The organism is Comamonas sp., assembly GCF_036666375.1.
GTDB lineage: Bacteria > Pseudomonadota > Gammaproteobacteria > Burkholderiales > Burkholderiaceae_C > Comamonas.
On record NZ_JAVWWA010000065.1, the window covers coordinates 14048 to 27392 of the forward strand.

At 66.3% G+C, this 13345-nt stretch carries 16 protein-coding genes; 3 read left to right on the forward strand and 13 right to left on the reverse strand.

Going from position 1 to position 13345, the window contains the following annotated elements; genetic code table 11:
- Window positions 1-18: 18 nt before the first annotated feature.
- A complete protein-coding gene (locus tag RR928_RS15705) occupies window positions 19-540 on the forward strand; it encodes a hypothetical protein (protein WP_332537314.1) in 522 nt (173 codons plus the stop codon).
- Window positions 541-597: 57 nt separating this feature from the next.
- Here RR928_RS15705 and RR928_RS15710 read toward each other — a convergent pair whose 3' ends face one another.
- From RR928_RS15710 to RR928_RS15740, 7 genes are all read right to left on the reverse strand, one after another.
- The gene (locus RR928_RS15710; protein WP_332537312.1) at window positions 598-1788 is read right to left on the reverse strand and encodes a methyltransferase; all 1191 of its coding nucleotides are present in this window, start codon (window positions 1786-1788) and stop codon (window positions 598-600) included.
- 8 nt (window positions 1789-1796) lie between these two features.
- Window positions 1797-2318 carry a GNAT family N-acetyltransferase gene (locus RR928_RS15715; protein ID WP_159914499.1) on the reverse strand — a complete coding sequence of 174 codons (522 nt, stop codon included), beginning with the start codon at window positions 2316-2318 and terminating at the stop codon, window positions 1797-1799.
- A 274-nt stretch (window positions 2319-2592) separates the two neighbouring features.
- Window positions 2593-4032, reverse strand: a complete 1440-nt coding sequence (locus RR928_RS15720) for a coniferyl aldehyde dehydrogenase (RefSeq protein WP_332537310.1) — start codon at window positions 4030-4032, stop codon at window positions 2593-2595.
- 131 nt (window positions 4033-4163) lie between these two features.
- Window positions 4164-4505 (reverse strand): hypothetical protein, encoded by a 342-nt coding sequence (locus tag RR928_RS15725; protein WP_332537308.1) that lies wholly within the window; start codon window positions 4503-4505, stop codon window positions 4164-4166.
- Between the two features lie 43 nt (window positions 4506-4548).
- Window positions 4549-7158 (reverse strand): ATP-dependent chaperone ClpB, encoded by a 2610-nt coding sequence (clpB, locus tag RR928_RS15730; protein ID WP_332537306.1) that lies wholly within the window; start codon window positions 7156-7158, stop codon window positions 4549-4551.
- Window positions 7159-7271: 113 nt separating this feature from the next.
- The gene (locus RR928_RS15735; RefSeq protein WP_332537304.1) at window positions 7272-7754 is read right to left on the reverse strand and encodes a molybdenum cofactor biosynthesis protein MoaE; all 483 of its coding nucleotides are present in this window, start codon (window positions 7752-7754) and stop codon (window positions 7272-7274) included.
- A gap of 5 nt (window positions 7755-7759) precedes the next feature.
- Window positions 7760-7990, reverse strand: coding sequence for a hypothetical protein (locus tag RR928_RS15740; protein ID WP_332537303.1), 231 nt, complete (start codon window positions 7988-7990; stop codon window positions 7760-7762).
- A 70-nt stretch (window positions 7991-8060) separates the two neighbouring features.
- On the opposite strand from RR928_RS15740, the gene RR928_RS15745 reads away from it, so the two are divergent.
- Together RR928_RS15745 and RR928_RS15750 are read left to right on the forward strand one after the other, a co-directional pair.
- Window positions 8061-8315: a hypothetical protein gene (locus tag RR928_RS15745; RefSeq protein ID WP_332537302.1), complete on the forward strand. Its 255-nt coding sequence runs from the start codon at window positions 8061-8063 to the stop codon at window positions 8313-8315.
- Between the two features lie 3 nt (window positions 8316-8318).
- Window positions 8319-8657 (forward strand): hypothetical protein, encoded by a 339-nt coding sequence (locus RR928_RS15750; protein WP_332537301.1) that lies wholly within the window; start codon window positions 8319-8321, stop codon window positions 8655-8657.
- Between the two features lie 11 nt (window positions 8658-8668).
- Here the strand turns inward: RR928_RS15750 and RR928_RS15755 are convergent, their stop codons facing one another.
- From RR928_RS15755 to RR928_RS15780, 6 genes are all read right to left on the reverse strand, one after another.
- Complete coding sequence (locus tag RR928_RS15755; protein WP_332537299.1) at window positions 8669-8986, reverse strand: recombinase family protein; 318 nt, start codon at window positions 8984-8986, stop codon at window positions 8669-8671.
- Window positions 8987-8988: 2 nt separating this feature from the next.
- Window positions 8989-9249, reverse strand: a complete 261-nt coding sequence (moaD, locus tag RR928_RS15760; protein WP_332683239.1) for a molybdopterin converting factor subunit 1 — start codon at window positions 9247-9249, stop codon at window positions 8989-8991.
- Window positions 9246-10475: a molybdopterin molybdotransferase MoeA gene (locus RR928_RS15765; protein WP_332548552.1), complete on the reverse strand. Its 1230-nt coding sequence runs from the start codon at window positions 10473-10475 to the stop codon at window positions 9246-9248. Before RR928_RS15765 ends, moaD begins: the two co-directional genes overlap by 4 nt.
- Before the next feature lies 1 nt (window position 10476).
- Window positions 10477-11028: a molybdopterin-guanine dinucleotide biosynthesis protein B gene (gene mobB / locus RR928_RS15770; RefSeq protein ID WP_332683241.1), complete on the reverse strand. Its 552-nt coding sequence runs from the start codon at window positions 11026-11028 to the stop codon at window positions 10477-10479.
- Between the two features lie 25 nt (window positions 11029-11053).
- On the reverse strand, window positions 11054-12484 hold the full coding sequence (thrC, locus tag RR928_RS15775) for a threonine synthase (RefSeq protein WP_332548554.1): 1431 nt from the start codon (window positions 12482-12484) through the stop codon (window positions 11054-11056).
- Window positions 12485-12494: 10 nt separating this feature from the next.
- Window positions 12495-13345, reverse strand: an 851-nt coding sequence (locus RR928_RS15780; RefSeq protein WP_332683243.1) for a homoserine dehydrogenase, incomplete at its 5' end; no start/stop codon positions are given.

Sequence of the window (13345 nt, forward strand, 5' to 3'; positions counted from 1 at the left end):
CGGATCGATGGTCTGCCCATGCTGCTGTACAAGACGACCAAAGCCCATCAGGAACTCGCACCCGGCGCGCGCAGCCTGAACCTGCGCCAGCGCTCGCTGCTGCTGCTCGCCGAAGGCACGCCGTACATGCAGCTGGCGCAGATGTACCACGGCCAGGGCCAGGCCCTGGTGGGCCAGCTGCTGGAATCGGGCTATCTGGAATGCCGCAACACGGATGCGCTCCCGCCCGGCCCTGCGCCCGCAACCGTGGCCCCAACTCCGGCCCCGCCCGCGCCGGCTGCCATGACGCTGGCCGGCACGCGCATGTATCTGTTCGACATGGTCGAGCGGCTGTTTGCCAATCGCCAGCAACTGCTTGCCGACCGGCTGCGCCAGGCCTTGCGCGAGGCTCGCGATGCGCAGGCGCTGCGCAGCGTCTGCGACAGCATGCTCAACGCCGTCGCCCAGCATGCGGGTGCCGAGCGCGCCACGCAGCTGAGCCAGCAGCTGGTGCATCTGGTGCCCGACTGGAGCCTGGAATCCCATGACCATGCGCCATGAAAAAAGCCGGGGCTCCCATGGGAGTCCCGGCTTCGCGGATTTCACGCAGACGCTGGATCAGCGCACCGCAAGCCGCCACAGCGAAGTGACTTCGGCCGCGCGCGCGGCGTGCAGCGCGTCGGTGGTGTCAGCGACCTTGCCGTGCTGGGCCTTGGCGTCGAGACGGCCGACGACCTTGAGGCCCGCAGCATCGATCCAGCCCATCAGTTCTTCGCGGCTGCGCAATGCCAGGTGCTCGGCCAGATCCGAAAGGATCAGCCAGGCTTCGCCGTCGAGCGTCAGATGCTCGGCGACACCGCCGAGAAAACCGCGCAGCATCTTGCTGTCCTGATCGTAGATCGCATGTTCAAGCGCCGAGCTGGGCTTGGCCGGCACCCAGGGCGGGTTGCAGACCACAAGCGGCGCACGGCCCGCGGGGAACAGGTCGGTCTCCAGCAGCTCGACCTTGTTCAGGCAGCCCAGTGTCTGCAGGTTCTGGCGTGCGCAGTCGATGGCGCGCGCCGACATGTCGGTGGCGACGATGCGCTTGACGCCGCGGCGCGACAGCACGGCCGTGAGCACACCCGTGCCGACACCGATGTCATAGGCCAGCGTCTGTGCGCCCGGCGGCAGCGGCGCTTCGGCGACCAGGCCCACATACTCGGCGCGCACCGGCGAGAACACCGCGTAGTGCGGGTGGATGCGGTTGTTCGGCGCAATGCCCAGGGCTTCGACTTCGACGCCCTTCTTGCGCCACTCGTGCGCACCGACCAGGCCCAGCAGTTCACGCAGCGGCGTGACTATGGTCTGGTCGAGCTTGCCGGGCTGGCCCCAGCCTTCGGTGATCGGCAGGCGCAGATCGGGCGCGCGCCGCAGGCTGATCACATAGTCGGGCTGCAGCTCGATCAGAATGCTCGACAGCACGCGCGCGCGCTGGGCCTGCGCCTGGCGGTGCAGGTGAAACGCATGCGGGAAGGTCTCTTCGGGCAGGATTTCCTGCTTCTGCGCGGCCTGGCGCTTCTGATGGCGCGCCTTGGCCGACGACTTGCGCGGATCGCGCTCCTGGCGGCGCATCAACGCCTGCAGCAGCAGACGCGCGTTCTGGAAGTCGCCGCGCCAAAGCAGCGAGGTCCCTTCGCAGGCCAGACGATGGGCCGCATCGGCAGACAGGGTGTCGTCGGCAATGACCACCTTGCGGGGTGCCGCGAGACCGCTTTCGGAGCGCCAGACAGCGCTGCGCTCCTTGTTTTTTTCATGCCAATGCAGCATCGGGGCTTTCAGTTCAATGGGCGCTTGAGGCGCACTTCTTCAATTTTGATGCCGCCAATGACAGCAGTCTTGGCGGTCGACATTTCGCGCTTGAAACCGGCCATCTCATGGAAGCGCAGAGCGCGTTCATTGCGCAGCGGCACCCAGGCGGTGACATTGGTGCAGCCTTCTTCGGCCAGGCCGTCGCGGGCTGCGTCCCAGAGGGTCACACCCACGCCCTGGCCCCAATGCGAGGGAGCCGCGTAAATGGCCCAGATCTCGCCGGTGGTAGGACGGGACTTCTCATCGCGCGAGCGATCGAAGCCGACAAAGCCCACGATCTTGTCGCCATCGATGGCGACCTGGACCTGGGGCTCACAATATTCAATGGCTTCACGCCAGTACGCCTGGCGCTTTTCAACCGACGACATGGATTTCAACTGATCGTCAGGAACCAGCCCTCGGTATGCCTCCGTAGCGGAAGCGGTATGGATCTGTGCAATGGCCTTGGCATCGCGAAGCGTGGCGGGACGAACCTGGAAACTGGACATGGAAATACCGAAACGAAAACAGGTGAAAATGGGAAAAGCGGCAATTGTCGCCGCAAACGTTTTTTTGCCGGCTTGCGCGAATGTGTAGCCATTCACGCGAGTACGGCTGTCTTGATCGCCTTGCCCTGCAAAAGCCGATGTGATAACGCCTGCAAAACAGGCAAACACCGGCGTCGGCCTGGCCAACCCGGACAGGCTTCAACGTTCGATGGATGGTGACAAAAATGCCTTGCTCGGGCCTGAAATCCTGCGGCTGACGCAGGCTGTACAGGCGCTATAACCAGCGCCGGAGCAGCCCCATCACCCGGTCAAGCCTAGGCCCGTAGGGAGGATAGAACAACGCTCCCATGGACCAGCGCGACTGCAGCAACACCGACTTCTGGTGGCTGAACCGCAGAAAGCCTTGCTCTCCGTGGTACGCCCCCCAGCCGCTGTCGCCAACCCCGCCAAACGGCAGGTTGTCGTGCGCTATATGCATCAGGGTGTCGTTGACCGTCACCCCGCCGCTGACAGTTTGCCGGAGTATACCGTCCCGCACATTTTCATCGCTGCCGAACCAGTATAGAGCCAGGGGCCGGGGTCCGGCATTGAGCGCCGTCACCACGTCGTCGAGGCGCTCGTAAGTGATCACCGGCAGGATGGGACCGAAGATTTCTTCCTGCATCAACTGCATTTCCGAGGTCGCGCCGAACACCAGCGCGGGCGGCATCTGCCGCTCGGCCGCATCGCTCCACAGGCTCGCCGCGGCCTCGCCGGGCTGGGCCTGGGCCGGGCCCATCACGTCGATGCGCGCCCCCAGGGTCTGCGCCTGGCGCAGCATCTGGCGCAGCCGCGCGAGATGGCGCTTGGTCAGGATGGAAGCGTAATCGGGATTGCCGACGATGGTCGGATACAGCCGCGCCACGGCCGCTCGGTAGGCCTGGGCAAACGCCTGTTCGCGCCCGCGCGGCAGCAGCACATAGTCGGGGGCGATGCAGGTCTGGCCCGCGTTGAGCAGCTTGCCGTGCGCGATCTTCAGCGCGGCATCTTCGAGGTCGCAATCCTGCGCGATCAGGCAGGGCGACTTGCCGCCCAGCTCCAGCGTGGTGGGCGTCAGGTGCACGGCCGCGGCCTGGGCCACGCGCCGGCCCACGGCCGTGGAGCCGGTGAACACCAGATGATCGAACGGCAGGCCCGAGAACTGGGTCGCGATGCTCGCATCGCCCTGCACCACGCAGAACTCGTCCGGCGAAAAGAACTGCTCGACCAGCGCCGCGAGCTGGGCCGACGTGTGGGGCGTGAGCTCGCTGGGCTTGAGCATCACGCGATTGCCCGCGGCCAGCGCCGTGATCGCGGGCGCGAGCGCGAGCTGCACCGGATAGTTCCAGGGCGAGATCACACCGACCACGCCCAGCGGCTGGCGCTCGATGCGCGCGCGCGCCGGCAGCAGATACAAAGGCGTGCGCACGCGCTGCGGCCGCATCCAGCGCGACAGCTTGCGCAGGCATTGATTGAGCAGATTGCGCAGCACGAAGAAATCGGCCACCTCGGTCAGGCGCGGCGAACGCATGCCGAAATCGGCCTGCACCGCGGCAGCGAGTACCGCCCCATTTTCGTCGAGCATCTTGCGAATGCGCAGCAGGCGCTCGCGCCGCACCAGCAACGGTACTTCGACCTGGGCACGACTGGCCTGATGCTGGGCCTCGAACAAACGATGGAGATCGGCAGGATTCATTCAGACTCATCAAATGGTAAACACCCGCCGGGCGAGTGCGCCGCCGCGGGACCCCTGCGCCAGGCACCCCCGTGGGGCGGCGCCGGCTTCAGGGGCTGTGGAAAGCGACCCGCACGAACCGTGCGGGCTACTCAATGTTCACGGATCTCGCGCGGCTGCACGTCAACGATTTCCTCGTTGCCGCGCAGGATTCCACCGCGATGGCGCAGACTGTCCGCCGCACTTTCCGGCGCGGGCGCCGCAGCGCCCGCGCCGGTCCATACGGTGCGCGAACGGTAGACGGTGCTCCAGGCCGCACCCGGATTGACACCCATGACCCATGGCGTGACCGGCCGACCGGTGAGCTTGGCCCAGAGCGCACGCGCGCCCCAGACCAGCGCCAGCAAGCTGGCCGCAGCCAACAGGCTGAGGAAGAACACAGTCGCGGCGATGAGCAGAAAAATGCGCACCGACCAGCGGACCACCAGAGTCATGAAGTCATTCAAAGTGAGGCCCCTTTCTCGCCGACCAGGAGGTTTACTCCGGTTCAGCCAATGTAAATTGGAACACGCCCGGCTCGAGCACCGGATCGACCTGCACCGCGATCACGCTCTTGGGCGGGAAACGCCCTTCGAGCAGCAAGCGCGACAGCGGGTTCTCGATGCGCTGCTGTATCGCCCTCTTGAGCGGACGCGCACCGAACACCGGATCGAAACCGACCTTGGCCAGCTCGTCCACGGCCTGGGGCGAGACCTCGAGCGTGAGGTCCATTTTCGCCAGACGCTGTTCGAGCAGCTTGAGCTGTATCCGTGCGATCGACGCGATATTTTTCGCATCCAGCGCATGGAACACCACGGTTTCGTCGATGCGGTTCAAGAATTCGGGTCGGAAATGGTTTTTTAGTTCCCCCCACACCGCTTCCTTGATGTCGTTCGTGTCCTCGCCGACCATGGCCTGGATCAGCGGCGAGCCGATATTGCTGGTCATCACGATCACGGTGTTCTTGAAATCCACGGTGCGTCCCTGACCGTCCGTGAGGCGGCCATCGTCGAGCACCTGCAGCAGCACGTTGAACACGTCGGGATGGGCCTTCTCGACCTCATCGAGCAGCAGCACGCTGTAGGGCTTGCGGCGCACGGCTTCCGTCAGGTAGCCGCCTTCCTCGTAGCCCACATAGCCCGGTGGCGCGCCTATCAGCCGCGCGACCGAATGCTTCTCCATGAATTCGCTCATGTCGACGCGGATCAGATGGTCCTCGCTGTCGAACAGGAAGCCCGCAAGCGCCTTGCACAGCTCGGTCTTGCCCACGCCCGTGGGGCCCAGGAACAGGAACGAACCGGTAGGACGGTTGGGATCGGACAGGCCCGAACGCGAGCGCCGGATGGCGTTGGCCACGGCGGCAATCGCCTCTTCCTGGCCGACCACGCGCTCGTGCAGCTTGTCTTCCATCTTCAGCAGCTTGTCCTTCTCGCCCTGCATCATCTTGGCCACGGGAATGCCCGTGGCGCGGCTCACGACTTCGGCGATTTCCTCGGCACCGACCTGCGTGCGCAGCAGGCGGTGCGCGGGCGCGCCGCTCGCACCCACGCCATCCTCATGGTCCTGGGCTTCCTTGAGCTGCTGCTCGAGCGCGGGCAGCTTGCCGTATTGCAGCTCGGCGACCTTGTTGAAATCGCCCTTGCGCTTGAGCTCCTCGATCTGGATGCGGATCTGGTCCACGTCCTTGCGGATCTGCTCCGATCCCTGGGCGCTGGCCTTCTCGCTTTTCCAGATGTCTTCCAGATCGGCGTACTCGCGCTCCAGGTTGCCCAGCTCTTCCTCGATCAGCGACAGGCGCTTTTGCGACGCCTCGTCCTTTTCCTTCTTCATCGCCTCGCGCTCGATCTTGAGCTGGATCATGCGCCGGTCGAGCCGGTCGAGCACTTCGGGCTTGGAATCGATCTCGATCTTGATCTTGGCCGCGGCCTCGTCGATCAGGTCGATGGCCTTGTCGGGCAGGAAGCGGTCGGTGATGTAGCGATGGCTCAGCTCGGCCGCGGCGACGATCGCCGGGTCGGTGATATCCACGCCATGGTGGGCTTCATACTTGACCTGCAGTCCGCGCAGGATGGCGATCGTGTCCTCGACGCTGGGCTCGTTGACCAGCACCTTCTGGAAGCGCCGCTCGAGCGCCGCGTCCTTCTCGATGTACTTGCGGTATTCATCGAGCGTGGTCGCGCCAATGCAGTGCAGCTCGCCGCGCGCCAGCGCGGGCTTGAGCATGTTGCCCGCATCCATTGCGCCATCGGCCTTGCCGGCGCCGACCATGGTGTGGATTTCATCGATGAACAGGATGACCCGGCCTTCTTCCTGGCCCAGTTCCTTGAGCACGGCCTTGAGGCGTTCCTCGAAATCACCGCGGTACTTCGCGCCCGCGAGCAGGCCCGCCATGTCGAGCGACAGCACGCGCTTGTTCTTGAGGCTCTCGGGCACTTCGCCGGCCAGGATGCGCTGGGCCAGGCCTTCGACGATCGCGGTCTTGCCCACGCCGGGCTCGCCGATCAGCACGGGGTTGTTCTTGGTGCGCCGCTGCAGCACCTGGATGGCGCGGCGGATTTCCTCGTCGCGGCCTATCACCGGATCGAGCTTGCCGCTGCGCGCGCGCTCGGTCAGGTCGAACGTGTATTTCTTCAGGGCTTCGCGCTGGCCTTCGGCTTCGGCGTTGTCCACGCTGTTGCCGCCGCGCACGGCTTCAATCGCCGACTCGAGGCTCTTGCGCGACAGACCGTGCTGCTTGAGCAATTGGCCGGCACGCGTCGGGCTGTCGCTGAGCGCGAGCAGGAACAGTTCGCTGGCGATGAACTGGTCACCGCGCTTGAGCGCTTCCTTTTCGGTTGCCTGCAGCAGCCGGCCCAGGTCGGAGCCGACCTGCACCTGGTCCTGGACCTGCACCTTGGGCAGGTCGTCGACGGCTTTTTGCGTCGCGGCCTGCAGCGCGCTCACATTGGCGCCGGCACGCTGCAGCAGCGATCGCGGGCCGTCGTCCTGCTGCAGCAAGGCCAGCAGCAGGTGCAAGGGGTCGATATTGGAATGGTCGTTGCCCAGCGCAAGCGTCTGGGCTTCAGACAGGGCTTCTTGGAATTTTGTCGTCAGTTTGTCAATACGCATGGGTGAAATACCTCCGAATTGCTCCACAGGTGGGGCGGAATCCCACTATTTCAACCCAGAAAAGACGCGTCCGGTTGACAGACAAGGGCCCGAACCCCCTGCCGCGCCAGCACTCAGACCGCGTCGCGGTTCCAGCGCGCGAGCGCGGCATCGTCGGCGCTGCGCGCGTCGACCCAGCGCGCGCCCTGGGGCGTCTGCTCCTTTTTCCAGAACGGCGCCTGGGTCTTGAGATAGTCCATGATGAACTCGCAGGCCTCGAACGACGCGCCGCGGTGGGCCGCGCTCACGGCCACGAGCACGATCTGGTCCAGCGGCTGCAGCAGGCCCACGCGGTGGATCACGCGCGCGCCGAAAATGCCGAAGCGCGCGATCGCCTGGTCGACGATGACCGCGATCGACTGCTCGGTCATGCCGGGATAGTGCTCCAGCTCCATTGAAGCCACGGCGTCGCCGTCGTTGCGGTCGCGCACGCAGCCGACAAAGCAGCAGACCGCGCCCACGCGCGCATCCTGCGCACGCAGCGCCGCCAGCTCGGCGCTGGCGTCGAAATCCTGGGGCTGCACGGCGATATGCACCGCAGGCACGTCAACCGCCATATCCTTCATGGCGCACGGTGCAGCCGCGGGGCCGACAATAGCGCCAGTTCCTCTTCCACCACGGTGGCCAGCTGGCGGTTCTCCTTGGTGTTCGGCAGGCCGACCACCAGGGCCTGCAGACGCTGGAGATCGCCCACGGTGGGCGCCACCTTGATCTGTGCGGAAGCTGCGCCGGCATTGCCGGCGCGTATCAGGCCAAACACTTTGTTGGCCCATTCATTCTTGTTGTGCGCCATGGCGCCCTCTCATAGTCAAAACGGCAATGCCATTTTCGTTAGCATTGACCCGCACTGTAACCTTCAGACCATGGCCTCTCTCGCAATCACCACCAGCCACTACAAGCTTTTCCCGTCGCCGCGCAATGAACACCGCGTGGTCTTCGAGTTCGAAGTCTTCGTGCCCTACCCCTACGAACTGATCGATCTGCCGAGCTACGGCTTCAAGGGCAAGTACAGTTTGTTTGCCGCCTGCCGGCTCAAGGACATGAAGATGGGGCAGCTCGCGACCTTCGAGCAGGTCGATGACGCCATCCACTTCGAAAAAAACTTCACGCCCGATTGAGCCATGTCCGAAGGCAACCAACTGACCGTCGCGCCCAGCTTTGCGGCGCTCTACGCCGACCGCAGCGGCCGGGTGCGCACTGCGCTGGCCGAAGTGCTGGCGCGCTATGAATTCTGCGAAGACCTGGCCAGCCATCTGGTGGAGCAGGCGCAGATCCTCTATCACCGCGAAGCGCCGTCCGAAGCCGGCGTGCTGCTGGGCATGCATGCCGCGCTGCGCGCCGACGAAAGCCTGCTGAGCGCCGCCGAAGCCGGCTGGGTGGTGCAGCGGCTGGCGGAGCTGCTGGAATGGAAATGCCCGGCGCTGAGCGCGCCGGAAGGCGGCGCGGCGGCGCAGGCCTGAACGGCCTGCCCTCAGGCCTGGGATGCCAGCCTGTTCAACATCCGCTGCACCTGCCCATGCGTCCATTCGCCGCCGCGCGCGGCAGCAATGCCGCGGCGGTTGAGTTCGGCCGCCATTTCGCGGTGCGTCAGGCCGCGCGCCTGGAACTCGGCAAACACCGGCTGCTGCAGGCGCGCGAATTCATCGGCCGAGGCCGTGCGTTTTTCCAGCGTGGCCTGCAGATTGCGCGTGCCGGCGCTGCCCAGCACCACGCCGCGCGCCTTGGCCTCGGCCAGCGCGGCGCGCGTGCGCTCGCTGACGGACAGCGGCGCGGAAGTTTCCTTGGCCATTCTCAGCCTCCGGTCACGGGGGGAAAGAACGCGACTTCATCGCCCGCCGCCAAGGGCGCGGACTCGTCGCTCAGCACCTGGTTGTGCGCCATGCGCACCGCCTTGTGGCGCGCCAGCACCTGGGCGCTGGCGCCGCCGCGCGCAATCAGTTCATCACGCAGCGCGCCCAGCGTCGCGGCGCTCGTGGAGCAGCTTTCGCTGCTGCCCAGCGCCTCGCGTATCGAGGCGAAGTAGCGCACGGTGACCGTGATCGGGGTTGTCATGCCAGCAGCTCCGCAAAGGACAGGAAGCGCACCGTATCGCCGCGCGCAATTGCATTCTCGGGCGGGTTGTCGACCACGCCGTCGCCCCAGGCCGCCGACGTCAGCAGGTTGGAGGTCTGGTTGCGGAACAGCTCCAGGCCGCCGGCTTCGTTGTAGCGCACGCGCAGGAACTCGCGCCGGCGGTCGCCGCGCGGCCAGTCGAAATCGGCGCGCGCCGCAATGCTGCGCGGCGCGACATCGGCCACGCCCTGCAGGCGCAGCACAAAGGGCCGCACCAGCAGCAGGAAAGTCACGAAGCTCGACACCGGATTGCCCGGCAAGCCCATGAAATGCGTGGCGTTCTGCGGGCCCAGGCGGCCATAGGCAAACGGCTTGCCGGGCTTGATCGCAATCTTCCACAGCCCCAGCTCGCCGAGTTGCTCGACCGCGGGCTTGATATGGTCTTCCTCGCCCACCGACACGCCGCCGCTGGTCAGGATCAGGTCATGCGCGCTGGCCGCCTCGCGCAGCGCGTTGACGGTGGCCTCGCGCTGGTCGGGAACAATGCCCAGGTCGGTGACTTCGCAGCCCAGGCGCTGCAGCATCGCGCGCAGAAAGAAGCGGTTGCTGTTGTAGATCGCGCCCGGCGGCATGTCCTCGGGGCGCACGCTGCCGGGCATCACCAGCTCGTCGCCCGTGGAAAACAGCGCCACGCGCGGGCGGCGCGCGACTTCCAGCTGCGCCAGCCCGATGCTGGCCGCCAGGCCCAGCTCGGCCGGCGTGAGCCGCGTGCCGGCTTCCAGCACGACGGCGCCGCGCACGATGTCGTCGCCCGCGCGCCGCACCCATTGGCCGGCGCGGGGCTGGGCGTTGACGCGCACGCTGCCGTCGGCCTGTACTTCGCAGTCTTCCTGCATCACCACCGCATCCGCGCCTTCGGGCAGCGGCGCGCCGGTGAAGATGCGCGCCGCGGACGCGGGTGCGAGCGCCTGGCCCATCTGGCCCGCGGCAATGCGCTGCGACACCGGCAGCAGCGTGCCGGCAGCCGCCACATCGGCGCTGCGCAGCGCATAGCCGTCCATCGCGCTGTTGTCGTGCGGCGGCACCTGCAGCGGCGACACCGCCTGCGCCAGCAGCACGCGGCCGTCGGCATCGAAGGTGCTGACCTGCTCGCTGCCATCCAGCGTGCGCGCCTGCGCCAGCACGGCGGCCAGCGCGGAATCAAGGGAAGTCAGGGAATCGCGCATATCAGCTTTCATTCAGGGAACGGTATTCGAAGCGCGCGCCTGCGGCAATCAGCCAGTCGGCGACGGCATCGGGCCGGTTCAGATCCAGCAGGGTCAGCCGCGCTGGCAGCGTGACCGGCAGCTGTGCGGGATCGTCGGTCGCCAGCGCGAGCACGCCGGCGTCCTCGGTGCAGCGCAGCGGCCGCTCGGGCTCGCCTGCCGCAGGCGCGCGCCAGACCTCGATCTTGGGCAGGTCGCCATGCTTGAAGCCTTCGACCAGCACCCAGTCGACGCCCACATCGAGCTCGGCAAGCATGGCGTGGATATCGAGCGCGGCGGGCGCTTCGAACTCGCGCATCAGCGCCAGGCGCTGGTCCGAGACCACGAGCACCTCGAACGCCCCGGCCTGGCGATGGCGCCAGCTGTCCTTGCCCGGCTGGTCGATGTCGAAGCGGTGGTGGGCATGCTTGACCACCGACACGCGCAGTGCGCGCGCGCGCAGGCGCGCTATGACCTGCTCCACCAGCGTGGTCTTGCCCGCGCCGGAATAGCCGGCAAAGCCGACCACTTTCATGGCCGGCTCCCGCTGCGCATTGGCATCAGGCGGCGTCGCAGTGTTGTGCGATGTAAGCTTTCACCTGCTCGACGTCGGCCGGCATGCGCTGCACGCGCTTGGGCAGGTCTTCGATGCCGACGAACTTCGCCGGACGGTCGGGCAGGCGGCCCAGCGCTTCCTGGATGGTCTCGGCAAACTTGATCGGCAAAGCGGTCTCGAGCACGATCATCGGCACCGTGGAGTGCTGGTCGCGCGCCACCTTGACGCCGTCGGCGGTGTGGGTGTCGATCACCATGCCGAAGCGCTCGGCGACATCGCGGATCGTCGCCAGGCGGTCGGCATGCGTGCTCTTGCCGCTGACGAAGCCGTAGCGGCCGGCCGCTTCGGCGAACAGCGGGTCGGCGCTCAGATCGAAGAAGCCGTCGCGTGCCACGCCTTCATTGAACAGCTGGCGCGTGCGCTCGCCGTCGCGGCCCAGCAGGTCGAACACGAAGCGCTCGAAATTGCTGGCCTTGCTGATGTCCATCGACGGGCTCGATGTCTCGTACGTATTGGCGCTGCCGCGCACGCGGTAGATGCCCGTGCGGAAGAACTCGTCGAGCACGTCGTTCTCGTTGGTCGCGACCACGAGCTTCTCGATGGGCAGGCCCATCTGGCGCGCCACATGGCCCGCGCAGACATTGCCGAAGTTGCCGCTGGGCACGCAGAAGCTGACCTTCTGGTCGTTGCTCTCGGTGGCCTGCAGGTAGCCCGCGAAGTAGTACACCACCTGGGCCAGCAGCCGCGCCCAGTTGATCGAGTTGACCGTGCCGATCTTGTAGCGCGCCTTGAACGCGTGGTCGTTGGAGACCGCCTTGACGATGTCCTGGCAGTCGTCGAACACGCCGTCGATGGCGATGTTGTGGATGTTCTCGTCCTGCAGGCTGAACATCTGCGCCTGCTGGAACGGGCTCATGCGGCCGTGCGGGCTGGTCATGAAGACGCGCACACCCTTCTTGCCGCGCATCGCGTACTCGGCCGCGCTGCCGGTGTCGCCGCTGGTCGCGCCCAGGATGTTGAGCGTTTCGCCGCGGCGCGCGAGTTCGTATTCGAACAGGTTGCCCAGCAGCTGCATGGCCATGTCCTTGAAGGCCAGCGTCGGGCCGTTGGACAGGGCTTCGAGCCACAGGCCGTCCTCGACATGGCGCAGCGGAACGATCTCGCCCGTGCCGAAGACTTCGGCCGTATAGGTCTTGGCGCACAGCGCGCGCAGGTCGTCGGCCGGAATGTCGTCGATGTACAGCGACAGGATGCGGAAGGCGAGCTCGGCATAGCCTTGCTCGTGGTAGACGCGGCGCAGCTCGCTCAGCTGGGCGTCGTCGATCTGCGGATAGCTCTCGGGCAGATAGAGGCCGCCGTCGGGCGCCAGGCCTTCAAGCAGGATGTCGCAAAAACGCTTGCGTTCGGGGTGACCACGGGTGGAAAGGTACAGCATGGCGGGGCTTTCAGTTCAGCTCTTCCTTGCGGATGCGGTTGATAGGAGCCAGCACGGTGGGCAGCGCCTGGATCTGCACCAGGGCGGCGTCCATGTCGCCTTCGCGCGTATCGTGCGTGAGAATGATCAGGTCGGTCTGGGTCGAGCCCTCGCCGCCGATTTCGTCGGCTTCGCGCTGCAGCACGGCATCGATGCTGATGCCCGCGCCGGCCAGGATGCCCGTGACCTTGGCCAGCACGCCGGCTTCGTCGGACACGCGCAGGCGCAGGTAGTAGCTGGTCACGACTTCGCTCATCGGCAGCACGGGCAGGCTGCTCATCGCGCCTTCGAGCGTGTTCGACTGGAAGGCCAGCGGCGGCACGCGGTGCGCGGCGTCGGCATCGGCCAGGCGCGCGATGTCGACCAGGTCGGCGATCACGGCGCTGGCCGTGGGCTCGGAGCCCGCGCCCTTGCCGTAGTACAGCGTGGTGCCGACGGCGTCGCCATGCACCACCACGGCATTCATCGCGCCTTCGACATTGGCGATCAGGCGCTTGGACGGCACCAGCGAGGGATGGACGCGCAGTTCGATGCCCTTGTCGGTGCGCTTGGTGATGCCCAGCAGCTTGATGCGGTAGCCCAGCTGCTCGGCGTAGCGGATGTCGGCCGCGGCCAGGCCCGTGATGCCTTCGATGTAGGCCTTCTCGAACTGCACGGGAATGCCGAACGCGATCGCGCTCATCAGCGTGACCTTGTGCGCCGCGTCCACGCCTTCGATGTCGAAGGTCGGGTCGGCTTCGGCGTAACCCAGGCGCTGGGCTTCCTTGAGCACCACGTCGAAGTCCAGGCCCTTGTCGCGCATTTCGGACAGGATGAAGTTGG